This window comes from Actinomyces procaprae (assembly GCF_004798665.1).
Lineage (GTDB): Bacteria > Actinomycetota > Actinomycetes > Actinomycetales > Actinomycetaceae > Actinomyces > Actinomyces procaprae.
Genome location: NZ_CP039292.1, coordinates 2951839 through 2974559, shown reverse-complemented (window position 1 = coordinate 2974559; position 22721 = coordinate 2951839). Strand labels below are relative to the sequence as shown.

15 protein-coding genes and 1 pseudogene are annotated in these 22721 nt (G+C 67.8%); 13 read left to right on the top strand and 3 right to left on the bottom strand.

Annotated features, from left to right (window positions below):
• Nucleotides 1-42 precede the first annotated feature (42 nt).
• From E4J16_RS12170 to E4J16_RS12155, 4 genes are all read left to right on the top strand, one after another.
• Nucleotides 43-759, top strand: a complete 717-nt coding sequence (locus E4J16_RS12170; protein WP_204519840.1) for a sugar phosphate isomerase/epimerase family protein — start codon at nucleotides 43-45, stop codon at nucleotides 757-759.
• A 221-nt stretch (nucleotides 760-980) separates the two neighbouring features.
• Nucleotides 981-1895: an NAD(P)-dependent oxidoreductase gene (locus E4J16_RS12165; RefSeq protein ID WP_136314129.1), complete on the top strand. Its 915-nt coding sequence runs from the start codon at nucleotides 981-983 to the stop codon at nucleotides 1893-1895.
• A 58-nt stretch (nucleotides 1896-1953) separates the two neighbouring features.
• Nucleotides 1954-3948, top strand: a complete 1995-nt coding sequence (locus tag E4J16_RS12160; protein WP_136192594.1) for a right-handed parallel beta-helix repeat-containing protein — start codon at nucleotides 1954-1956, stop codon at nucleotides 3946-3948.
• A complete protein-coding gene (locus tag E4J16_RS12155) occupies nucleotides 3945-5681 on the top strand; it encodes a dihydroxyacetone kinase family protein (protein WP_136314128.1) in 1737 nt (578 codons plus the stop codon). Before E4J16_RS12160 ends, E4J16_RS12155 begins: the two co-directional genes overlap by 4 nt.
• Before the next feature lie 119 nt (nucleotides 5682-5800).
• Here E4J16_RS12155 and E4J16_RS12150 read toward each other — a convergent pair whose 3' ends face one another.
• Complete coding sequence (locus E4J16_RS12150) at nucleotides 5801-6241, bottom strand: RpiB/LacA/LacB family sugar-phosphate isomerase (protein WP_136314127.1); 441 nt, start codon at nucleotides 6239-6241, stop codon at nucleotides 5801-5803.
• 174 nt (nucleotides 6242-6415) lie between these two features.
• Nucleotides 6416-7450 (bottom strand): LacI family DNA-binding transcriptional regulator, encoded by a 1035-nt coding sequence (locus tag E4J16_RS12145; protein WP_136192591.1) that lies wholly within the window; start codon nucleotides 7448-7450, stop codon nucleotides 6416-6418.
• Between the two features lie 257 nt (nucleotides 7451-7707).
• On the opposite strand from E4J16_RS12145, the gene E4J16_RS12140 reads away from it, so the two are divergent.
• From E4J16_RS12140 to E4J16_RS12105, 8 genes and pseudogenes are all read left to right on the top strand, one after another.
• A complete protein-coding gene (locus tag E4J16_RS12140) occupies nucleotides 7708-8694 on the top strand; it encodes an acetylxylan esterase (RefSeq protein WP_136314126.1) in 987 nt (328 codons plus the stop codon).
• Nucleotides 8695-9336: 642 nt separating this feature from the next.
• Nucleotides 9337-9921 (top strand): annotated as a pseudogene (locus tag E4J16_RS15360) (ABC transporter permease subunit); the annotation flags it as partial.
• 6 nt (nucleotides 9922-9927) lie between these two features.
• The gene (locus E4J16_RS12130) at nucleotides 9928-10815 is read left to right on the top strand and encodes a carbohydrate ABC transporter permease (RefSeq protein ID WP_136314125.1); all 888 of its coding nucleotides are present in this window, start codon (nucleotides 9928-9930) and stop codon (nucleotides 10813-10815) included.
• Nucleotides 10816-10950: 135 nt separating this feature from the next.
• Nucleotides 10951-12615 (top strand): ABC transporter substrate-binding protein, encoded by a 1665-nt coding sequence (locus E4J16_RS12125; protein ID WP_136314124.1) that lies wholly within the window; start codon nucleotides 10951-10953, stop codon nucleotides 12613-12615.
• Nucleotides 12608-13408 (top strand): hypothetical protein, encoded by an 801-nt coding sequence (locus E4J16_RS12120; protein WP_136192588.1) that lies wholly within the window; start codon nucleotides 12608-12610, stop codon nucleotides 13406-13408. Before E4J16_RS12125 ends, E4J16_RS12120 begins: the two co-directional genes overlap by 8 nt.
• Before the next feature lie 3 nt (nucleotides 13409-13411).
• A complete protein-coding gene (locus E4J16_RS12115) occupies nucleotides 13412-15403 on the top strand; it encodes a beta-galactosidase (protein WP_136314123.1) in 1992 nt (663 codons plus the stop codon).
• 59 nt (nucleotides 15404-15462) lie between these two features.
• The gene (locus tag E4J16_RS12110; RefSeq protein ID WP_136314122.1) at nucleotides 15463-17496 is read left to right on the top strand and encodes an alpha-glucuronidase; all 2034 of its coding nucleotides are present in this window, start codon (nucleotides 15463-15465) and stop codon (nucleotides 17494-17496) included.
• A 369-nt stretch (nucleotides 17497-17865) separates the two neighbouring features.
• The gene (locus E4J16_RS12105; protein WP_136192585.1) at nucleotides 17866-19806 is read left to right on the top strand and encodes an endo-1,4-beta-xylanase; all 1941 of its coding nucleotides are present in this window, start codon (nucleotides 17866-17868) and stop codon (nucleotides 19804-19806) included.
• A 462-nt stretch (nucleotides 19807-20268) separates the two neighbouring features.
• Here E4J16_RS12105 and E4J16_RS12100 read toward each other — a convergent pair whose 3' ends face one another.
• The gene (locus tag E4J16_RS12100) at nucleotides 20269-21333 is read right to left on the bottom strand and encodes a LacI family DNA-binding transcriptional regulator (protein WP_168709504.1); all 1065 of its coding nucleotides are present in this window, start codon (nucleotides 21331-21333) and stop codon (nucleotides 20269-20271) included.
• A gap of 316 nt (nucleotides 21334-21649) precedes the next feature.
• Here E4J16_RS12100 and E4J16_RS12095 point away from each other — a divergent pair, with 316 nt between their 5' ends.
• Nucleotides 21650-22693, top strand: coding sequence for an NAD(P)-dependent alcohol dehydrogenase (locus E4J16_RS12095; protein WP_136314119.1), 1044 nt, complete (start codon nucleotides 21650-21652; stop codon nucleotides 22691-22693).
• Nucleotides 22694-22721 lie beyond the last annotated feature (28 nt).

The following is a 22721-nucleotide window of genomic DNA, read 5'->3' as shown; positions in this document are numbered from 1 at the left end:
GCCGAGCCGGCTCCTTCACCAAACCTCACCGAAAGAACTCCAATGACCTACACCTGCAAACGCACCTCCGCCGACTGGCCCATCGCCGCCGCAATGCTTCCCTTTCCGGGCTCCCAGGACGCCGACGAGGCCGTCTGGCGCAAGCAGCTCGCCCAGGTCCGCTTCGAGGGCTTCACGGCCATTGACCTCACCGACAACTGGGTACGCATCGCAGATCTCAGTCGGGAGCGCCTGGCGCTCCTGAAGGGACTTCTGGAGGAGTACGGGCTCACACCTGTGGCTGTCTCCGCGATCCGCCGCTCCGTGATCGACCCCGTCGACTGGGAGGGCAATCTCGCGTACTCGCACCGGGTGATCGACGCGGCGGCCTTCCTCGGGGCTGAGATCGTCTCCGTCGGCCTGCACCGTCCGCTCCTTGACGCCCAGGCCCGGGCGCTGTGGTTCTGGACCCAGCCCGGCCCCGTCGACTCCCACGATCCCGATAACTGGCGCCGAGCCGTCACCCGCCTGCGCGAGCTCGGCGAGCACGTCGAACGTGCGGGCATGGCCCTGTCCCTGGGAGATGTACGAGGACACCCTGCTCGGCACCGCCGACTCCGCGGTCCGGCTCGTCACCGACATCGACATGAGCAGCGTCGGCCTCAATCCCGACCTGGGCAACATCTACCGGCTGCACCGGCCTATCGAGGACTTCCTCGTGAGCGTCGAGAAATGCATGCCCCACGCCAACTACTGGCACATGAAGAGCTACTCGCGTGACGTCGACGCCGAGGGGCACGTCACCACCGTGCCCGCGCCCATGGCCTTCGGCACGGCGAACTACCGCCAGGCGATCCAGATCGCCACTGACGCCGGCTTCGACGGCCCCGATGTGCGTGGAGAACTACGGCGGCGATGGATTGACCGTCTCCGCGGAGAACATGCGCTACATCCGCCGGATGCTGGCTGTGGCGCTGAACGAGATCTGAAAGGGAACCACCATGACTGACAGAACCACGGCGCGCCGCACGGCCGTCCTCGGCCTGGGGGCCATGGGCCTGCCCATGGCCACCCGCCTTGCCGCCCTCACCCCGGGTACCGTAGTTGGCTACGACCCCTTCGAGTCACGCCGCGAACTCGCCGCGAATGACGGGGTCCTGCCCGCCGCCACCGCCGCCGCAGCCGTCCGAGGCGCTGACGTCGCCGTCATCGCAGTGAGGTCCGCAGACCAGATCCGCCAGGTGCTGTTCGGGTCCCAGGGCGCCGTCTGCGGCCTGCGCGAGGGTGCGGTCGTCATCACCACCTCAACCGTCGGTTCCGCCTGCGTGGTGGAGGTGGAGAAGAGGCTGGCGGAACGCGGTGTCCTCACCGTCGACGCCCCGGTCTCCGGCGGGGCGGTCCGCGCGGCCGACGGCTCGCTGCTGATCATGATCGGAGGATCGCCGGAGGCGCTCCGGGCCGGCCGCCCTACGCTCACCGCCCTGGGTGCGACCCTGGTAGAGATGGGCCCGGTCGGAGCCGGTCAGAATATGAAGGCCGTCAACCAACTGCTGTGCGGCATCCACACCGCGGCCGCGGCAGAGGCACTCGCCATGGCGGAGAGCCTCGGCCTTGATCCGCACCGGTGCGTGGAGGTGTTCATGCAGGGAGCCGCAGCCTCGTTCATGCTCGGCGACCGTGGTCCACGCATGGCCGAGCAACTGCGGGGAGCACCGGTCGAGCTGCGCTCCCGCCTGGACATCATCGACAAGGACATGGGCATTGTCGGCGACCTCAACCGGGCCGCCCACCTGCCCACACCCGTCGCGTGCGCCGCCGAGAACCTCTACCGCACAGCCATGAGAGCAGGCCTCGGGGCTCAGGACGATTCCGTCCTGGCGGCATTCCTGCGCGGCGAGGCCGGCACCGAGAACTGACCCCGCCGCGACAAGCTCTCAAGGAAGCTCTCAAGGAAAAGGAACAGGAACCAAAACCATGGAGATACACGTCCGCAAGACGGGATCCGACCTTGCCGCAGGGACGGCGCAGGAATCTCTCCTGACCATCTCGGAGGCCGCCCGCAGAGCCATGCCCGGTGACACCGTCATCGTCCATGCGGGCACCTACCGCGAGTGGGTCGACCCCCGGCGCGGGGGACGCGACGAACTGCGACGCATCACGTACACGACCGCTCCCGGGGAGCACGTCATTATCAAGGGCTCCGAGGAGCTGACCGACTGGGAGGAGGGCGAGGACGGCCTGTGGTCCACGGTGCTCGACAACTCCCTGTTCGGCGACTTCAACCCTTACCGGGAGGTAGTAGCCGGTGACTGGCTGGTACGTCCGGTGGGAACGGACGCCCCCCAGCACCTGGGCGAGGTGTACCTAGACGGTACGGCGCTGAGGGAGGTGCGCGACCTCGACGAACTGCGCCGGGCCCCGGCGCTGCCCGAGATCGTCGACGACTGGACCGGGGTGCAGGTGGCTCCCGCCGGAGGACCGGTTCCCGGCACCTGGCTGGCGGTCGTCGATGAGGCGACGACGACGATCACGGTCAACCTCGGGGGCCGCAGCCCGCGGGAGGCGCTCCTCGAGGCGAATGTCCGCCGCTCGGTCTTCTATCCGCGCACTCACCAGATCGACTACATCACCGTGCGCGGCTTCGAGCTGGCGCATGCCGCAACCCCATGGGCGCCGCCGACCGGAGACCAGCCCGGCCTCATCGGCCCCAACTGGGCCAGGGGCTGGATCATTGAGGACAACCACATTCACGACGCCAAGTGCTCGGCCGTGTCGCTGGGGAAGGAGGGTTCTACCGGAGACAACTACTCCACCACGAGGAAGGACCGCTCGGGCTACCAGTACCAGCTGGAGTCGGTCTTCGCCGGACTCGAGCTCGGGTGGTCCAAGGAGAAGGTGGGCTCCCACGTGGTGCGCCGCAACTTAATCCACGACTGCGGTCAGAACGCCGTCGTCGGTCACATGGGCTGCGCCTTCTCGACGATCGAGGACAACGAGATCCACTCCATCTCTGCGCGCCGGGCCTTCTACGGCCACGAGATCGCAGGCATCAAGCTGCACGCCGCGATCGACACGAGGATCGCCCACAACCACGTGCACGGATGCTCCCTCGGCATCTGGCTCGACTGGGAGACCCAGGGGACCAGGGTCACCCGCAACGTGCTGCACGACAACTCGCGTGACCTCTTCGTCGAGGTCAGCCACGGCCCTTACGTCGTGGACTCGAATGTCTTCGCCTCTCCCGCATCGATCGAGACACTCAGCCAGGGCGGCGCCTACGTGGCGAACCTCGTGCTCGGCACCGTCAGGGCCGAGACCGTCCCCGACCGCTCCACGCCCTACCACCTGCCCCACTCGACGAAGGTCGCCGGTGTCTCGGTTGTGTTCGGAGGTGATGACCGCTTCATCGGCAATATCTTCGGTCCCGGGACTCGGGCCCCGGCCTACGCCCGGCCCCACTCGGCACTGAGCGCGCACGGGCACGGGACGGTCGCCTACGACGGGTGCCCGGCGAACTGGGACGAGTACCTCTCCCGGATTGAGATGGAGGCCGGCGACCACGGCCGCTACAACAGTGTGCGCCAGGTCGTGATCATTCGCGACAACGTCTACCTCGGCGGCGCCCGGGGCTACGCACAGGAGGACCGTCCCGGGAGGATCGACGACGGTGCCGCCCGGGTCGAGGCCGATGGTGATGGATGCGTGAGCGTCATTATCGATCTTCCCGAGGGCGAGGAGCTCCCCATCCTCGCCCCGGTAAATGCGCAGGACCTCGGGCATGTGCGTATGGCCGGGCTGCCCTTCACCGCGCCTGACGGCTCCCCGGTGTGCCTGTCCCCGGATCTCATCGGGAATGAGCGTCCTGATGAGACCTGGATCCCCGGTCCGCTTGCGGAGGTCGGGGACGGACGCATCTGCGTGTGGGACACCGATCAGGTGCTCGGCGCAGAGGGGAGGACAGCCCCATGACCATGATTTACAACAGCCCGGCCGACTTCACCGAGGACGCGACCAGGGGCTTCGTCGAGTTGTACTCCGACAGACTCCGTCCGGTGCCCGGCGGCGTCGTGCGTCGGCGGCGCCCCGCGGATCCCAAGGTGGCCGTCATCTACGGGGGCGGCTCCGGCCACTATCCGGCCTTCGCCGGCCTGGTCGGCCCAGGCATGGGGGACGGCGCCGTCATCGGCAATCTCTTCACCTCTCCGTCTACAGCCCAGGCGTACTCGGTGGCACGAGCCGCCTCCTCCGGGGGAGGTGTAGTCATCAGCTATGGCAACTACGCGGGCGACGTCATGAACTTCGGCATCGCCGGGGAACGGCTTACCGCCGAGGGCATCGAGACCCGACAGCTCATCATCACCGATGACATCGCCTCCGCGCCGGCGGAGGAGGCCGCGAAGCGGCGTGGGATCGCCGGGGACTTCGTGGTTTTCAAAGTCCTGGGGGCAGCGGCGGAGCGTGGAGACGACCTCGACGAGGTGGTGAGGCTCGGACTGAGGGCCAACGCCGCGACCTTCTCGCTAGGTGTGGCCTTCGCCGGCTGTACCTTCCCCGGTGCCCGGGAGCCACACTTCACGGTGCCTGAGGGCAAGCTGGGGATCGGACTCGGGATCCATGGGGAGCCGGGGCTGGAGGACATAGACTGGATGCCCGCGGACGAACTGGCCGCTCTCCTCGTGGAGCGTCTGCTCACGGAGCGTCCGGCAGGGTCGGGGCCGCGGGTTGCTGCGATCCTCAACGGCCTGGGCTCCACGAAGTACGAGGAGCTGTTCCTGTTGTGGGGTCATGTAGCGGCCCTGTTGCGGGAGGCCGATCTGGAGATCGTCGCGCCCGAGGTTGGGGAACTCGTGACCAGTCTCGACATGGCCGGGGTGTCACTGACTCTGTGCTGGTTGGACGAGGAGTTGGAGCCCCTGTGGCTGGCGCCCGCGCACACCCCCGCATTCCGTCGGGGCGTGCTGGAAGGGACGGCCGCACCCACAACCGCCGATGAAGCATCCATTGAGGGCTTCAATGCCGAGGCCGAGTCGCCGGTGGGATCGGCGGCCTCCCGCGCAGTCGCCGCCCTGGTCCTCGACTGCCTGCGGGCGATGCAGGCTGTGCTGCACGACCAGGAGGTCGAGCTGGGCCGTATCGACCAGGTGGCCGGTGACGGCGACCATGGCCGGGGCATGGTCCGCGGAATCGACTGCGCCGTCGACGCCGCCGCGGCTGCGCTGGAGACGGGCTGGGGCGCTGCGGGCGTATTGGCACGTGCCGGTGACGCGTGGGCCGAACACGCCGGCGGTACCTCGGGGGTGCTATGGGGAGCCGCGCTGAGGGCGCTGGGCGCCGGGCTCGGCAACGAGGATGCTGCTGCGCCCGCCGACGTGGCTGCTGCCGTGGAGCAGTTCGTCCTGGCAATGACCGATCTGGGCAAGGCTGAGCTCGGGGACAAGACGATCATTGATGCGGCGGTGCCGTTCCGTGACCGCCTGCGCCTCGAGGTCGATGCGCAGGCGTCGCTGGGCGAGGCGTGGAGCGCGGCCTCGGCCGAGGCGTGTCGTGCGGCCGAGGCGACGAGCGCTCTGTCACCGCGAAAGGGGCGCGCCCGTCCGCTCGCCGAGAGGTCGATAGGACATCCGGATCCCGGGGCCGTCTCCTTCGGGATGTGTGTGGCGGCCGTCGGTCGTATCCTCGGCGCGGCCGGTGGGGACGCCTGAGCAGTGACGACGGCGGTCGAGCGGGGACGGGCGTCCTGTGTCCCGTCTCCGCCCGACCGCCTGCACAGTTGGTCTTGTGGAGCACAGCGGCATGGCGATGCCGTCACGCGCCGGAGGACTCAGACCCCGGTCGCCTCGTAATCGCGGATACGGTCTACTTTGGGGGCGGAACGGCTCGCTGCGTCGAAGACGCCGCCGAGATATTCACGCAGGAGGACCTTGGCCGTCTCGGGTCCGACGACCTGGGATCCCATGGAGATCAGGTTCGCATCATTGGAGCGGGCCGCGCGCTGAGCCTGGTACGCGTCGGTGATGCAGGCGCAGTAGGCGCCGGGGACCTTGTTGGCGGCGATGGATACCCCGATGCCCGTGCCGCACAGCAGCACTCCGCGGTCGGCCCGCCCCGCGACGACGTCCTGGGCGACTCGGATTGCGACGTTGGCGTAAACGGGGTCCTCAGAGGGGTAGTCGACGACCTCATGACCGAGTTCGGTCGCCTCGGTCATGAGCAGGCGCTTGAGTGCGGTGGCGTTGGGGTCGCAGCCGAATGCGAGCTTCATGGCGGTCCTCCTTCGGGCCGTTGCCCGGCGCCGATGGAAGAAGCGGGGGCGACCGGGATTACATCCTTCGTGGCGAAAGTTTAGGGAGGCGACAGAAAACATCGCAATACCTGAGTGCGATTTGCGTCGTTGCTCACGGTCAGTGCGCCTGTGCCCGCGACGGCGGGGCTGCCGCTACTCCCGCGGCGGCGCCGTGGACTGGCGCGCGACCAGGCGGGTGGGGATCTTGACCGAGCCGATGGTGCGCCTGGTCCCGGTTCCCGTGGAATCCTCGGCGAGGTCGAGGGCCGCCTCGACGGCGCGCGCCCCCATGGTCTCCAGGGCCTGGTGAATCGTGGTCAGCGGAGGCGCGGCGCATTCGGCCAGGAAGGTGTCGTCGAAGCCCACGACGCTGAGCGCGTCGGGCACCGACACCCCGCGCTGACGGGCCGCCTCGTACACGCCGATCGCGGAGACGTCGCAGGCGCACATGACGGCGGTGGGTCTGCGCTCGCTCTCCAGATCCAGCAGGCTGAGCCCCGCCCGCACGCCGGTGTCATAGGTGTAGCTGTCTCCCAGCACCAGTGCCGGATCGACGTCGAGGCCGGCGTCCATCATGGCGGAGCGGAAGCCGAGCAGGCGTTCACGCGCCGGCAGAGAGCGCTGCGGCCCGGCGACGAAGGCGATGCGCTGGTGTCCCAGTGCGAGCAGGTGCTGGGTGGCGGTCATGCCGCCGTTCCAGTTGGTCGAGGAGATCTCCACCACGCCGTCGGGGGTCTCCTGGGCCGGGTCCACGGTGATCACCGGCAGCCGGAGTGAGCGCACGGCGTCGAGCTGCGCCGCGGACAGCTCCATGGTGACCACTATCAGTGCCAGGTGCCCCTCGGCCACGATCCGACGCACCCAGGAGTCCGCGGCGGACTCTCGGCGGTTGGAGAAGGAGCGGACGTCGAGAATGGCGCCGTGGTCGTGCGCGGCGGCGACCGCTCCGGCCAACACCCGGTTGGTGTAGTAGGTGTCGAGGGAATCGAAGACGATTGTGACCGTCGGGGAACTGCGCTCCGCGGATGTCGGGGCCTCGTAGCCGAGTTGCTCGGCCAGGTCCAGGATCTGTCGCCGCGTGCGGGCGGAGACGTCCTGACGGCCATTTATCGCCTTGGACACGGTTGCGCGCGAGACTTTCGCCGCCGCGGCGATGGTGTCGAGCGTAACGCGTTCGCGCGGTGCCACAGCGTCCTCCGTTCTCGGGTAGTTCCCGACCGGCGCCAGCAGCCGGTTGTACAGGTTTGTACCGGCAAGCGTAGTGGTCGGCGAACGGCGGGCCGTCGGTGGGGCGGCGGATGCCGATCTCGGTATGGCGGCCCTGCCTTGTTTCCGGGGTAACCCGCTTCTAGACTCAATGCGTATCCGAAAATAAGCGAAATAACACGAAAGCCGGTCGTTGGGCGGTTACCGCCCGGGCGATCGGCGGGTGGAGGATGGTGCACATGGCGGTCCTGCCCGAATCGCTCGGCCCGCTGCCTGCGGTGGCCGTGGCGGAGCCGGAGGATTTCGACGGTTTTTGGGAGCGGACGCTGAGCCGGGCGCGCAGCCACGACCCCGACGCGGTGCTGGTTGAACGCACCGGCGTCGCGCAGCCCCTCACCGAGCTGCGCTACTGGGACTTCTCCTTCAGCGGCTTCGGCGGTCAACGGGTACGTGCCTGGCTTTCCCGCCCGGCGAGCCGCGACGGCGAGGTGCTGCCCTGCGTGGTGCAGATCCCGGGGTACGGCCGGGGGCGCGGCCTGCCGGGGGAGAATCCGCACGTGGCCGCCGCGGGGATGGCCCACCTGCTGCTCGACGTACGCGGCCAGGGGTACGGATACGGCAGCGGCGGCGACACCCCCGATCCCGACGCCGGCGCCCCGGAGGCGCCCGGCGTGGTCACCCGCGGCATCGCCTCGCCCGCCACCTACTACTACCGGCGCCTGATCGTGGACGCCGTGCGGGCCGTCGATGCCGTACGAGCGCAGCCGGACATCGACTCCGAGCGCGTGTTCGTAATGGGCAACTCGCAGGGCGGCGGCGTGGCGCTGGCAGTAGCGGGGCTGGTGCCCGACCTGCGCGGGGTCACCGTGTCCGTCCCCTTCCTGTGCGACGTGCCCGCCGTGTACCAGGTGGCCCAGGGGGAGCCGTATGCGGAGCTGGTGCGCTACCTGGCGGTGCGGAGAACCGGGCGTGAGGAGGCCTTCCGCACCCTGTCGTACGTCGACGGCGTCAACCACGCCCGGCGCGCTCAGGCCCCTTCGCTGTGGGGTTTGGGGCTGCGCGACACCTGCTGCCCCCCGCTCGGAGGGCAGCAGGCGCTGGCCGCATACGCCGGCCCCGCACAGGTGGAGCTCTATCCCGACAACGGTCACGAGGGCGGCGAGTTCCACTACCTGCGCCGCCAGCTCGCCTGGATCCGGGAGCGGTGCACGGGCTCGGAGTCCTAATAGTTTTGCCGCTGGGCAATTAATGGCAACCTGCGCGACAAGGTAGCGCAACACCTAAAATCTAGACTTTTTCGGCCTTTCATATTTTAAGTACGAGAAGACAAATCGCTTGACCTGGGAGGTGTGGCGGGCTACTCTAAGGCGGTCGCCAACGAAAGCTGAAGCGAAAAGATTCGCTAGGGCGTCAATTCACAAGGAGGTGATGTGTCGTGGCAGAAGTGGTGGATACCGCGCCATCCCCGTCGCGACCGGCGGGGCGCCGTGCCGCCTCCACGCCTACGGCTGCGACCGCCGGCACCAGGTCCCGCAGGAGCGGGGGACGATCCGGCAGGCGCAGGTCCAGTCGCCGCGGCGACTGGCAGCTATACACCCTCGTGGTCATCCCGGTCATCTGGTTCATCGTCTTCCGGTACGCGCCCATGGTCGGCAATGTCATCGCCTTCCGCAGGTTCGTGCCCGGCGGATCCATGTACGGCGAGGAATGGGTCGGACTGAAGTACATTCAGATGTTCATCGCGGACCCCACCTTCTGGCGCGTGTTCCGTAACACGGTGGTCATCGGTTTCTCGACACTGCTGGTCTCCTTCCCGGCACCGATCATCCTGGCCCTGCTCCTGAACGAGGGTCCGCCGAGTCTGGTTCAAGAAGATCGTTCAGACCGTTTCATACCTGCCACACTTCCTCTCGATGGTCATCATTGCGGGGATCATCATGGAAGTCGTCGCGGTGGACGGCCCGATCAACAGCCTGATCACCGCCTTGGGCGGTCAGGCGGTCAACTTCATTCAAACGGCCAAGGCGTTCGTGCCCATCTACGTCATCTCCGACGTGTGGCAGACCGTTGGCTGGGGGACGATCCTGTATCTGGCGGCGCTCACCACCATCGATGACTCCTTGTATGAGGCTGCCCAGATCGACGGCGCGAACCGATGGCAGCAGACCTGGCACATCACGCTGCCGGGAATTCGGCCCACTATCGTTACGCTACTGATTCTCAACGTCGGCTCCTTCCTGGCGGTGGGCTTTGAGAAGATCCTGCTGATCTACAACCCGTTGACCTATGAGACCGGCGATGTCATCTCCACCTACCTGTACCGGGTGGGCCTGCAGTCGTCCAACTTCAGCTATGCGGCAGCCATCGGCCTGTTCGAGTCATTGATCGGGCTGATCATGGTCTTGGCCGCCAACCTGGCGTCCCGCAAGTTCGCCAAGACGAGTCTGTGGTGATTGGATATGCCTGTTCAAAACGCCAAATACGATTCGCGCAGCTACCGGGCCTTCCGCCTGCTCAACACGGTCATACTCCTGGGCGTCATATTCGTGACGCTGTTCCCCTTCCTGAACGTCGTGGCCAAGTCCTTCTCAAGCGAGGCGGCCATCTCTGCCGGGGAGGTGAACCTCATCCCCAAGGGATTCAACGTCACTACCTACAAAGTGGTGCTTGGGGACTCCGCCTTCTGGACCGGCTATCGGAACACCATCGTGTACACGGTCGTCGCCACCTTCATCTCGCTGGTCTTCACCACTGCGTTCGCCTACGTACTGTCCAAGAAGGACCTGAAGGGCCGCAATGCGCTGGTCGGCTTCGCCGTATTCACCATGTTCTTCAACGGTGGTCTGATCCCGAACTACATTCTGATTACCAACCTGGGCATGAAGAACACGATCTGGGCGGTCGTGCTGCCCAATGCGATCAACGTGTTCAACCTGCTGGTCATGAAGTCCTTCTTCGAGGGGCTGCCGCATGAACTGGAGGAGGCCGGCGAGCTCGACGGGTTGGGTACCTACGGAATCCTCTTCCGCATCGTGCTGCCGTTGTCCAAGGCGATCCTCGCCACCATGTTCCTCTTCTATGCGGTCGCCAACTGGAACGCCTGGTTCGGGGCCTTCCTGTACTTCGACGACAAGAACCTGTTCCCGGTCACCATCTACCTGCGCAACATGCTCGCGGGAGTGACCACCTCCGACTCCCTCGGAGGAGGAACCGCCGACCAGACCCAGATTTCCTCCAACCTCAGATCGGTGACCATGGTGCTCACCTCGCTGCCGATCCTCTGCGTCTACCCCTTTGTGCAGAAGTACTTCGTCACCGGCGTCACCCTTGGGTCCGTCAAGGGCTGACAAGAGCCCACAAAGGCGTCGACCGGGGGCGCGGCCGGCAACGGCAGCGGCGCCCACCCATCCATCCACCACTCCTCCCAATCCGACCCACCATCCGGCCGATCATGGCCGACACCATTAGAAAGGCACTCAGCGATGAGCCCCAGTCTCTTCTCCCACCCCATCACCCGCCGTCGGGCCGGCGCCCTGCTTCTGAGCACGGCGGCAGCCGCCGCACTGGCGGCCTGTGGCTCCGGCTCCGACTCCGGCGATGCGGCGCAGGGCATGACCAATACGGCCGCCGCCATGGATGACTTCGCCGCCGATACCAGCTTCAAGGCGGCCGAGCCGCTGAACTTCAGTTGCCTGTTCTCCGATCACCCCAACTACCCCTATAAGGCCGACTGGATGCTGCTGGAGGAGATCACCAACCGCACCAATGTCACCCTCGACATGACGATCGTGCCCATGTCCGACTACGAGCAGAAGCGCTCTCTGCTGATCTCCTCCGGCGACGCACCGCTCATCCTTCCCAAGACGTACCCCGGCCAGGAGTCCGCCTTCGTCTCCTCCGGGGCGGTCCTGGCGGTGTCCGACTACTTCGACCTCATGCCCAACTTCCGCAAGAAGGTTGAAGAATGGCAGCTTGACGAAGAGCTGGACACGCTGCGCCAGGCCGATGGCTCCATCTATGTTCTTCCCGGCCTGCACGAGGAGATCTGGCCCGACTACACCTTCGAAATCCGCAAGGATCTCCTCGACGAACAGGGACTGGAGCTGCCCACCACGTGGGAGGAGCTGCAGGACGTGATTTCTAAGGTGCAGGAGCGCCACCCGGACATGAAGGGCATCTCCGATCGTTTCGAGGGGCTCAGCATGCTCAACCTTGCAGCGGTCTCCTACGGCACCCAGTCCGGCGGTTCCTGGGGCATGACCACCATGGCCGAGTGGGACGAGGACTCGCAGTCGTTCATCTTCTGCGGCACCTCCGACAACTACAAGGCCATGGTCACCATGCTGCGCGGCATGGTCGACGCCGGCGTGCTCGACCCGGACTCCTTCACCCAGGACGAGGACACGGCCGTCAACACCTTCACCACCGGCAAGTCGATCGCCATCGGCACCAACTCCCAGTACGACGTCACCTACGAGACGACGATGAAGGAGACCCTCGGAGAGGGCAACTTCGAGGTCGTCAAGATTCTCCAGCCGGCCGGCCCCGCCGGCGCGCTGATCGGTGGCACCCGCCTGGAGAACGGCATCATGATCTCCTCCAAGGCCGCCGACGACCCGAACTTCGTGGCCATGATGCAGTTCATCGACTGGCTGTGGTACTCCGACGAGGGCGAAGAATTCGCCAAGTGGGGTGTGGAAGGGGTTACCTACAACAAGGACGCAGATGGCACCCGCACGCTGGTCGATGACATCAACTACAACGGTCTGAACCCGGCCGGCGACAAGGACCTGCGCGTCGAGTACGGCTTCTCCGGAGGCGTCTTCGCCTACGGCGGCACCACTGAACTGCTGCACTCAATGATGCTGGACAAGGAACTTGCCTGGCAGGAGGAGATGGCAGCCACGCACACGCAGAGGCCCATCGATCCGCCGGCCCCGTTGGATGAGACCCAGCGCGAGCAGGCAACGCTCCTGATCACTCCGCTACAGGACTACGTCATGCAGGAGACGCTGAAGTTCATCACAGGAAGGCGCGACCTGGCCGAGTGGGACACCTACGTCACCGAATGTGAGGCCAAGGGCGTGACCTCCTACATGGACATCCTCAACGCGGCGCGCGCCACCTACGTGGAGAACAATGGCTGACCGTCACCCGGGTGCGGGCACCCCATCGCGGGGCGCCCGCACCGTGGCCCCCTCCGCCGCCCCCAGCGGGGGCGTGGACGCCGACGGCCGGAGCGCCCCTGCCCCCGACGCCTACGCCGACTCCCTGCTGGTGCGGGCCAGCTCGGTCATCTACCAGGCGGTCGCCCTCGCCATCGGCGCGCTGCCACTGGTGGCGCCGGCAGCGATCGGCATGCTAGTCCTCGACGGCGCCGCCGCCTGGTCGCTGCTGGCGACAGCGTTCACCTGGGCGCTGGCACTGACCGCCCTGCCCGCCGTCGTCTACGCCGTCACCCGCCCCGGGTGGACCGATGACCCCTCCGCGCGCCGTCGCATCGCCGCCCTGTGGCGCGGCTGGCGAGGGGCGATCGGCCAGTTCGGGCCCATTGCCGCGCTCGCGGTCATGCTGGCGATCGGCCTGGCGGGCTCCGCCGGGGGAGTGGCGGGCGGGCTGCGCCTGGCCCTGCTGGCCTTCCTGGCCGTGGTCGGGCTGGGAGTCGGACGGGTGGGCGCGATCATCGCCCTGTTCAATTTCAAAAGCTCCGATCTGCTCGTGCTCACCGTCGTCATGAGCGTTCGCGACGCCGCCGGAACCCTCCTCCTCGCGGGCATCGGGGCCGCGGGCCTCCTCCTCGCCCTGCACGCCCCGGCCGCCCTGGTGCTCGCCTGGGTGCCGCTGTGCGCGCTGGCCGCACCCGCCACGCGCGGGCAGCGGCGCATCCTCACCGCGCAGTTCACTCGGCCGACCGACCCGACGTCCACCTCGTTGGAGTGATGCATGCACCTGCCCGCACACATCCTGCACGGCGGCGACTACAACCCCGAGCAGTGGGACGACGCCACCATCGATACCGATCTGGCCGCCCTGGAGGCGGCCGGTATCAATACCCTCACCCTCAATGTCTTCGGCTGGGCGGAGCTGCAACCCGCCCCGAATACCTTCGCCTGGGACCGGCTCGACTCCCTGTTGGACCGTGTTCACGCCTGTGGCTTCGGCGTCGTCCTCGCCACCCCGACCGCGGCGCTGCCGCCCTGGCTGGTGGCGGCCGAGCCGACCACCATGCGGGTGGACTTCGAGGGACGGCGACACGGCTACGGTCAGCGGCACCACTTCTGCCCCACCTCGCCGGTGTTTCGCGAACAGTCGCAGCGAATCGCCGGGCTACTCGCGCGGCGCTACCACGCCCACCCCGCCCTGCTCGCCTGGCACATCGGCAACGAGTACGGCGGCGCCTGCTACTGCGAGCGCTGCGCCGCCGGATTCCGCCGCTGGCTGCTGCGCACGCACGGCGGGCTGGAAGCGCTCAACCGCCACTGGTGCACACAGATCTGGTCCCACCGCTTCACTGACCCCGCTCAGATCCCCGCCCCGAATGCGCTCACCGAGCACTGGGGCGGCCCCTATCGCAGCGGCTTCCCGGTCATCACGCTGGAGTACAAGCGCTATATGACCGAGCAGTTCGCCGCCTGCCTGGAGGGCGAGATCGGGCAGGTGCGCCGCTTCGACACCGCCCACCCGGTCACCACCAATCTCATGGGGCCCTACGAGCACCTGGACTACTTCCGCTTCGCCCGAGACCTCGACGTCGTCGCCTGGGACAACTACCCGCGCACCACCCGCGCCTGGCCGGAGATGGCCTTCAACCACTCCCTCATGCGCGCGGTCGGCCGCGGCAAGCCCTTGTGGCTGATGGAGCAGGCACCGGTCGCCACCACCTGCCGGGACGTCAACCCCACCCGCCCGCCGGGCGTCCTGCGCCGCTGGAGCCTGCAGGCCCTCGCCCAGGGGGCCGACACGGTGCTCCATTTTCAGCTGCGCAGCGCCCCGGCGGGCTCGGAGATGTGGTTCGGCGGCGTCCTCGACCACCGCGGCCGCACCGATACCCGCACCTACCGCGAGACCGCCGCCCTCGGCCGGGAACTGTCCCGGCTCGACGCGCTGATCGGCGGCCGGGTCGATGCGCAGGCGGCGGTCCTCGTGGACTGGGACTCGTGGTGGTACAGCCGGCTCGTCGACGGCTTCTCAGACCACTGGGACTTGATCACACAGGCCCGTGGATGGCATGCGGCGCTGGCCCGTCACCTCGGTGGTGTGGACGTCACCGACGGCCGCGACGACCTGTCCCGGTACCGGATCATCGTCGCCCCCAGCCTGTATGTGGCCCATGACGACGTCGTCGATTCCCTGCACCGCTACGTGGCGCACGGCGGCATCCTGGTGGCCGGGCCCATGTCCTTCGCCACCGGCGCCACCGGCCGCGTGTTGACGGATGACCGGGTGGACGAGCTGCTCGGCTGCCAGATCGAGGAGCGTGATGCCCGTGAGCCCGGCGACGGCGTCGAGCTGATCCTCCCCGACGGCGCCACCGACACCGCCCATCACCTCTTCGAGGTTCTGCGCCCCACCGGCGGGCAGGTGGCCGGCCGCTGGAGCTCCGGCTGGTTCGCAGGCGGTGCCGCCGTGGTCCGCCATGAGTTCGGCCGCGGCAGCGTGATCCGGCTCGGCGCGCTGCTGAGCCGGGCCGGACGCCGCCACCTGATCGCGTCCCTCGTCGACCCCGCCCCCGGTCACCCCCTGGTGGGCGAAATGGAGCACACCAGCCGTACCGGACCCCACGGTAGCTTCGACATGCTGCTCAACCACGACCAGGTGCCCCGGGCCTGGACGCCGCCCGCAGATGCGACCGACCTGTTGACCGGGGAGCGCGTGTATGCGGGCATACCGCTGACCGTCTCAGCCGGAGACGTGTGCGTGCTGCGACGCGCCTGAGCGCAGGCCAACGACAGCAATCCGATGCGTTCACCTCGACCATCCTCAGGAGAACCCGCATGATCTCGACAGCTCCATTTGCCACCAGCTCACCCATGTGGCTAGAACCGGCCACTAAGCCGTGGCTGAATTCCTACACGCCCCGCGCCGTGGGCGGGGAGGAGCTGGCCGCGCGGGCGGCCGCCGACTGGCGGCGGCTGGCTCCGGGTGCCCCCGCCGCCGGGGGCGCGGGCGAGTTGCTCATAACCACCCTGGAGCACCTCTGCGAGCTGCCGGACGCGCTGCGCGGGGCCGCTCGCGACGCCGTGACGAGCGGACCGTTGGATTCCGAGGGCTATGCCGTCGTCCGCGACGTGGCGGGGGACCTCGTCGTGGTCGGCGCCGATGGGGCCGGTGCCCTGTACGGCACGCTCCGGCTGCTCACCCTCGGCCCCGAGGCGATGCTGGGGGACAGTGACGCCGTCACCTCCGGCCCGGACCTGCCCCTGCGCATGGTCGACCACTGGGACAATCTGGTGCCCCATCCGGTCATGGGGACGGTCGAGCGTGGCTACGCCGGGGACTCGGTCTTCTTCGAGGGAGGCGGCCTGGCCCCCGATACGGAGCGCATCGACGACTACGGGCTGCTGCTCGCGTCCCTAGGCATCAACGCGGTATGCCTGAACAATGTCAATGTGCACGCCACCGAGGCCACTCTGCTCACCGAGCGCCTCGACCTGGTGCGCACCATCGCCGCCCGCCTGCGCCGCCGCCACATCATAACCTTCATCGCCGTCGACTTCGCCGCCCCCATGACCCTGGGCGGCCTGGGCACCTGCGACCCGCTCGACGCCTCCGTGCAGCAGTGGTGGCGCGAGACCACCGAGCGCGTGTACGGCGCCGTGCCCGACCTGGGCGGATACGTGGTCAAGGCCGATTCGGAGGGGCGTCCCGGACCCTTCGACTACGGGCGGAATCACGCCGACGGCGCCAACCTCCTGGCCGCCGCACTGGCCCCGCACGGAGGGGTGGTCATGTGGCGCTGCTTCGTGTACAACCACCGCCAGGACTGGCGCGATCGTACCCGGGACCGTGCCCGCGCCGCCTACGACCACTTCATGCCCCTGGACGGGCGCTTCGCCGACAATGTCCTGCTGCAGATCAAGCACGGCCCGCTCGACTTCCAGGTGCGCGAGCCGGTCTCCCCACTGCTGCTCGGCCTGCGTGAGACGCGTGTGGCCCTGGAGCTGCAAATCGCCCAGGAGTACACCGGGCACGCCTGGGACACCTACTTCCTGCCCAGCGCCTGGCGGGAGGTACTCGATCTCGACGTCGCCGGTGACCACGGCACCGACCTGGGCCAGGACCTGGCCGGACGCTCCGGCTCGGCGATCGTCGCCGTCGCCGGGGTGGGGCGCGACTGGAACTGGGTCGGAAACACCTTCTCCCAGGCCAATCTGTACGGCTACGGGCGGCTGGCCTGGGACCTGCACGCGGGCACGCAGACCATCGCCCGGGAGTGGGCCGCCGCCTCCTTCGCCGGTGACGCCCGCCTGCACGCGGCCCTGGCGCGCATCCTGCTGGCCTCCCGTGAGGCCTATGAGAACTACACCGCCCCACTCGGTGTCGGCTTCATGGTCACGCCCGGCGACCACTACGGGCCCAGTATCGATGGGTACGAGTACTCTCCGTGGGGCACCTACCACTTCGCCGACCGGGACGGCGTAGGTGTGGATCGCACGCCCACCGGGTCGGGATACACCGAACAGTATCCGCCGGCGCTTGCGGCCCGCTACCGCTCGCTGGAGGAGTGTCCGGAAAGGCTGCTGCTCTTCTTCCACCACCTGCGCTACGACCAGGTGCTGCCCCGCTGTGGGGTGAGCCTGATCCAGCGGATCTACGACACCCACTTCCAGGGGGTCGAGCAGGTGCGCGCCATGCGGCGCGAATGGGAGGCGGTGCGCGGGCAGGTGCCCGAGCCCGTCCGCGCCGACATCGATCGCCGTTGGCGGGCCCAGGAGCGCAACGCCGTCGAATGGCGCGACCAGGTCTGCACTTATTTCCTGCGGCACAGCGGGATCCCCGATGCCGCCGGGCGCACTGTCTACCCCTGAGCCTGCCCCTGACCTACCTCCGAGCCCCTCCTTCGTCGAGGTCGGTCGTTGTTACCGTCGAGGTCGGTCGATATGGCGCCAGGGCCGGTTCTCCGGCTGCCGGAACGCTCGAGAACGGCGCACTGTGTGGCTCTCCGAGCCACCGAGGAGGATTTCGGTGCGAAACACAACGAAATTATTGTGGCTAGATTTCGGAACGTGTAGTGTCATGACTGCGGGCCAGCGTCGGCCGGCACACCCTAGCCATCCTCACCACTTGGATCAGCCACTGCGAGCGCGCTCATGCAGTCCGTACCGCTGCCTGAGATCCACCGCTGCGCCATCGTGGGGCGCATCCGGGGCTGGTGGGACAACAGCAAAGGCAAACGCATGCGCACAGCAAAACCCCGGCGTGCCCGCCGGAACCGTCTGCTTGGGGCGATTGCCGCGGCCGCCGTCGCGACCGCGGGATTGACGGCGGGGGCGGCCGCGGTCGAAACACCGACAGAGCCCCAGCCCTATGCAGTCAGCTACTCCAACTTCGAGTCCAGTCAGCCGGACATGCCGTGGGTCCCACGCGGCGAGGGTGTCACCGCCGTCACCACCAACGAGGTGCGGCGTAGCCCCTGGAACAGCCTGTACGTCGCCGGTCGTACCCAGGCATGGCACGGAGTGGAGATATCCATCGGCGACTACATGGAGGCGGGGCAGGCCTATGACGTCACGGCCTGGGTGCGCCTACCGGACGGGGCTGCCCCCACCCGCGCCAAGCTGACCGCCGCCCAGAGCGACGGGCAGTACGTGGAAATCACGCCGATGACCGCGGTCACCTCCGCGGAGTGGGTCGAGCTCACCGGCAGCTACTCGCCGCCCGAGGGCATCGACGGCACGATCTACATCGAGCTGGAGGACCCCACCGCATCCTTCTACGTTGACGACGCCGCCATCACCGCCTTCGCCTGCGGGCGCGGCCCGGTGGACGACTCCACCTCCCTGCTCGACGCCCTGCCCTACCCCGTGGGCGCGGCGGTAACGGCCAACACCGTCCAGGGCGACTCTCTGGAGTTGCTCAACCAGCACTTCAACCAGGTCACCCCGGAGAACTTCATGAAGCCGGAGGCCTGGTACAACGATGACCACAGCTTCGTCACCGAGAACGCCGAGGCCGATGCGGTCATGGACTGGGCGCAGGCCAACAACGGCCGGGTATACGGGCACGTGCTGGTCTGGCACTCCCAGACCCCGGACTGGCTGTTCCAGCACGATGACGGTACCTTCCTGTCCGGCGACTCCGAGGCCGACCGGCAGGAGCTGCGCGAGCGGATGCGCACTCACATCAACAATGTGGCCAAGTACCTCTCTGACAAGTACGGGCTGTTCGGCTCGGACACCAACCCGCTGGTGGCCTTCGACGTCGTCAACGAGGTGATCACCGACGGGCCCTCGCCCGAGACCGAAGGGCTGCGTGATTCCTACTGGTACCAGATCCTGGGCGAGGAGTTCATCGACGACGCCTTCATTTACGCCAACGAGGCCTTCAACACCACCTACGCAGCTCCCGGCGCCGACCACCCGGTGACGCTGTTCATCAACGAGTACAACACCCAGTACGGCACGGACACCTCCTCCAAGACTGGGCGCTACCACGCCCTGGTCGAGCGGCTGGTGGCGCGCGGCGTCCCGATCGACGGCGTCGGGCACCAGTTCCACGCCTGGCTGGACGATGACGTCGAGGGCTTCGGGGCGGCCATGAGCGCCTTCGACGACCTGCCGCTGGTGCAGGCGGTTACCGAGCTGGACGTGCCCACCCGCACCGGCACGCCCGTAGACACTCAGACCCTGCTGGACCAGGGCCGCTTCTACCAGAGACTGTTCGAGATGTTCGCGGAGCAGGACGCCAAGCAGGATCTGTTCTCGGTGACGCTGTGGGGCCTGGTTGACTCCGGCTCCTGGCGGTTCTACAGCGGTGACCCGCTGTTGTTCGACCCGTACTACCACGGCAAGTGGGCCTACGCGGCGGCCGTCGGCCAGGACATCCCGGCGACGCCGCAGGAGTGCACCGTTCCCGAGCCGACGCAGGAGCCGACGCCCACCGCGGCGCCCTCGGCCACCGCTACCCAGCCGGCGGCTTCGGCCGCGCCCAGCGCGAGCGCTCTGCCCGCGCCCTCGGGGGCGGCGAGTGCAACCCCGGTGGTGGGTGCGGCGCCGTCGCCGAAGGCCGGTGGAGGCCCGCTGGCGCGCACCGGCGCTGAGATGCTGGTCCTCCCGGCAGCGGCCCTGCTGCTGGGCGCGGGCGCGCTGTTGCTGCGGGCACGACGCCGGGTCGGCTGAGACTCCCGTAACCGGGGCGGTACGACTCGGCCACGGGATGCGCCGGTCGGGGGACGCTACCCGCCGACGCCGCAGGAGGGTGCGATGGAACGCCGTCGCACCCTCCTGTCGTAATACAGCTGGAGCGCCGTGAAGGGGATGTGGTCGCCTGCTCGGCGTGGTTCGGTTGACGGTTCGTGGGTTTCGACGACGGTTCGTCACTTGGCACCAACGCTTCGGCACTTTCTGCGACGGTTCGTGGGGTAGACGCACGAACCGTCGCGGTTCCTGACGAATCGTCGACCCGAACGCACGAACCGTCGTCGCAAGAGACGAACCGTTGACCGGAAGGCACGAGCCGTCGCCGTACCTGACGAACCACCACGAGACGACCCACCCGGACTGCACGCCCAACCAGGTGGACCACACGCCCAAACCGCACACACATTCGCGCCGATAACCCACCGACGCAGGTTCAGCCGGTTACCGGCTTGTAGGGGGTGGTGCGGTGGAGTCGCGTACAACGAGGCTGGTGGCCAGTTCGATGGGGGACAGGGCGCGGGAGCCGCGTGAGGTGGCCAGGCGGATGATGGTGCGCATGGCCTCGGCGCCGATGTCGACCAGGGGTTGGTGAATGGTGGTCAGCCTGGGGGAGCAGACCGTGGCGGTCAAGGTGTCGTCGAAGCCCACCACCGATAGGTCCTCGGGCACGCGCAGGCCGCGGCGCCGTGCCGCCTCGATGACGCCGACGGCGGCGGCGTCGCAGCCGGCGATGACGGCGGTGAGCGGCGTATCGAGGTCCAGCAGGTCTCCGCCGTGGATCAGGCCGGAGTCGTAGTCGAAGCGTCCGGCGCGTATCAGCTCGGGTTCCGGGGCGATGCCGGCGGTCGCCAGGGCGCTGCGGTATCCGGCTACCCGCTCGGTGGCGGGTATGGACTCCGATGGTCCGGTGACAATGCCAATGCGGCGGTGGCCCAGGTCGAGCAGGTGCGTTACGGCCTGCTGCCCGCCGCGGTGGTTGGTCGCGCCGATCGAGGAGGTCCCTTCGGGAACCGCGGTGGCCGGATCGATGGCTACCAGGGGGACGTGCTGCTGCCCGGATGCCTCCACCATTGCCGAGGTCACGCCGGTGGTCACCAGTACGACGCCGTAGGAGGACGGCATCACCTCCAGCACGCTGCGCTCCCACGTGCGCAGGTGCGCCTGATCGAGCTGGTCCATTGCCGAGCCGATGTGGCGCACACGCAGCCAGACCCCGTCGAGCTCGGCCTCCTCGAGCAGGCCCCGTAGCACGTAGGCGGCGTACTGGGTGTCCACCGTGTCGAAGACGGCCGTCACCGGGCGTGCGGCATGGTCGTCGGGGGTACCCGGCAGGACGGTCATCGGGGTGCGATAACCGAGTTCGCGTGCGGCGGTCAGCACCGCCGTCCGGGTCGGTGCGGAGATGACGGGATCCGCGCGCAGAGCCTTGGAGACGGTGGCCACGGACACTCCCGCGCGGGCGGCGACGGCGGCCTGCGTAGGGCCGGAGGAACGGGGTCTGGGCATGCCGAGTCCTTCCGCAAGACAAACCGCTAGTTTCATTTATTTTCACACAAGTGGGCCGTTGTTGGCGGCAATGTTGTGGGCTCGTGATTGTCTATCGCGCAGATTGTCCTTGTCTCCTGCGATCATCTCGGCGTACGATCGGTTCGTCGGCGAAACAAACGAAAATACTTTCGCACACGGCCATTGGTGTCCGTTGTCCGCTGCGCGGCTCCATCGCCTATGCCTTCGGGCGCCGGCAGATGGTGGCCGGGCTGACCGCCGGCGTCGGCAAGTGAACGAACGCCCAGGCAAGCCCTAACCGAAAGGAAGAACCAACATGTCCCGGGACCCTGAAGCAACCGCCCTGCCACCAACCATGCGCGCATCCGTCCTGAGGGAGGCCGGCGTCGTCGTCCTGGAGGAGCGCCCCGTCCCCGCCCCGGATCCAGACCAGGTGCTGGTCCGCATCGAGTCCGTGGGTGTATGCGGCTCGGACGTTCACTACTACCAACACGGACGCATCGGAGACTTCGTCGTCCGTGAGCCCATGATCCTCGGTCACGAGTCCGCCGGCACTATCGTCGCCGTGGGCGCCGACGTCGATTCCGGCCGGGTGGGGCAGCGGGTGTCCATCGAGCCGCAGCGCTGCTGCCGGGTATGCAAGTACTGCAAGCGTGGGGAGTACAACCTTTGTCCCCATATCGAGTTCTATGCGACTCCGCCGATCGACGGCAGTTTCGCCGAGTACGCCCTCATCCAGGACGACTTCGCCTACGCCATCCCGGATGACATGTCCTTCGACGCCGCCGCGCTGCTCGAACCGCTTAGCGTCGGCATCGCCGCGGTGCGCAAGGCCCGCATCGGCGTGGGCGACAGTGTCCTCATTGCGGGCGCCGGGCCCATTGGGGCCATCGTCGCCCAGGTTGCCCGCGCCTACGGAGCCGGCACCGTCGTCGTCACCGACCCAGTGGAACAGCGTCGCCGCATGGTCCTGGAGTTGGGGGCCACCGAGGTCCACGCGCCCGGGGAAGCCGCACTCGACGGACGCGCCTTTACTGCCTTCTTCGACGCCACCGGCGTGACCGCCGCCGTCGTCGATGGCATAAAGCGAGTCGAACCTGGCGGCTCTGCGATCATCATCGGCATGGGGGACGACGACATGCTCCTGCCGGTGGCACACATAACCAGTCGCGAGGTCAACGTCACCGGCATCTTCCGCTACAACAACACCTGGCCCACCGCGATCGAGCTGGTCTCCTCCGGAAGGGTCGACCTCGACTCCCTGGCCACCGACCACTACGGCCTCGCCGACGCCGAGACCCCGCTACGGGACCGGCCCGCCCCCACCACCCTCAAGAGCATGGTCCATCCGCAGCGCTGACGCACGCTGCCGCCCACAACCGCAGAAA

Bases quoted from the DNA above. Each gene is read 5' to 3' on its own strand.
- E4J16_RS12170 (WP_204519840.1), top strand. From the start codon at position 43: ATGACCTACACCTGCAAACGCACCTCCGCCGACTGGCCCATCGCCGCC.
- E4J16_RS12165 (WP_136314129.1), top strand. From the start codon at position 981: ATGACTGACAGAACCACGGCGCGCCGCACGGCCGTCCTCGGCCTGGGG.
- E4J16_RS12160 (WP_136192594.1), top strand. From the start codon at position 1,954: ATGGAGATACACGTCCGCAAGACGGGATCCGACCTTGCCGCAGGGACG.
- E4J16_RS12155 (WP_136314128.1), top strand. From the start codon at position 3,945: ATGACCATGATTTACAACAGCCCGGCCGACTTCACCGAGGACGCGACC.
- E4J16_RS12150 (WP_136314127.1), bottom strand. From the start codon at position 6,241: ATGAAGCTCGCATTCGGCTGCGACCCCAACGCCACCGCACTCAAGCGC.
- E4J16_RS12140 (WP_136314126.1), top strand. From the start codon at position 7,708: ATGGCGGTCCTGCCCGAATCGCTCGGCCCGCTGCCTGCGGTGGCCGTG.
- E4J16_RS12130 (WP_136314125.1), top strand. From the start codon at position 9,928: ATGCCTGTTCAAAACGCCAAATACGATTCGCGCAGCTACCGGGCCTTC.
- E4J16_RS12125 (WP_136314124.1), top strand. From the start codon at position 10,951: ATGAGCCCCAGTCTCTTCTCCCACCCCATCACCCGCCGTCGGGCCGGC.
- E4J16_RS12120 (WP_136192588.1), top strand. From the start codon at position 12,608: ATGGCTGACCGTCACCCGGGTGCGGGCACCCCATCGCGGGGCGCCCGC.
- E4J16_RS12115 (WP_136314123.1), top strand. From the start codon at position 13,412: ATGCACCTGCCCGCACACATCCTGCACGGCGGCGACTACAACCCCGAG.
- E4J16_RS12110 (WP_136314122.1), top strand. From the start codon at position 15,463: ATGATCTCGACAGCTCCATTTGCCACCAGCTCACCCATGTGGCTAGAA.
- E4J16_RS12105 (WP_136192585.1), top strand. From the start codon at position 17,866: ATGCGCACAGCAAAACCCCGGCGTGCCCGCCGGAACCGTCTGCTTGGG.
- E4J16_RS12100 (WP_168709504.1), bottom strand. From the start codon at position 21,333: ATGCCCAGACCCCGTTCCTCCGGCCCTACGCAGGCCGCCGTCGCCGCC.
- E4J16_RS12095 (WP_136314119.1), top strand. From the start codon at position 21,650: ATGTCCCGGGACCCTGAAGCAACCGCCCTGCCACCAACCATGCGCGCA.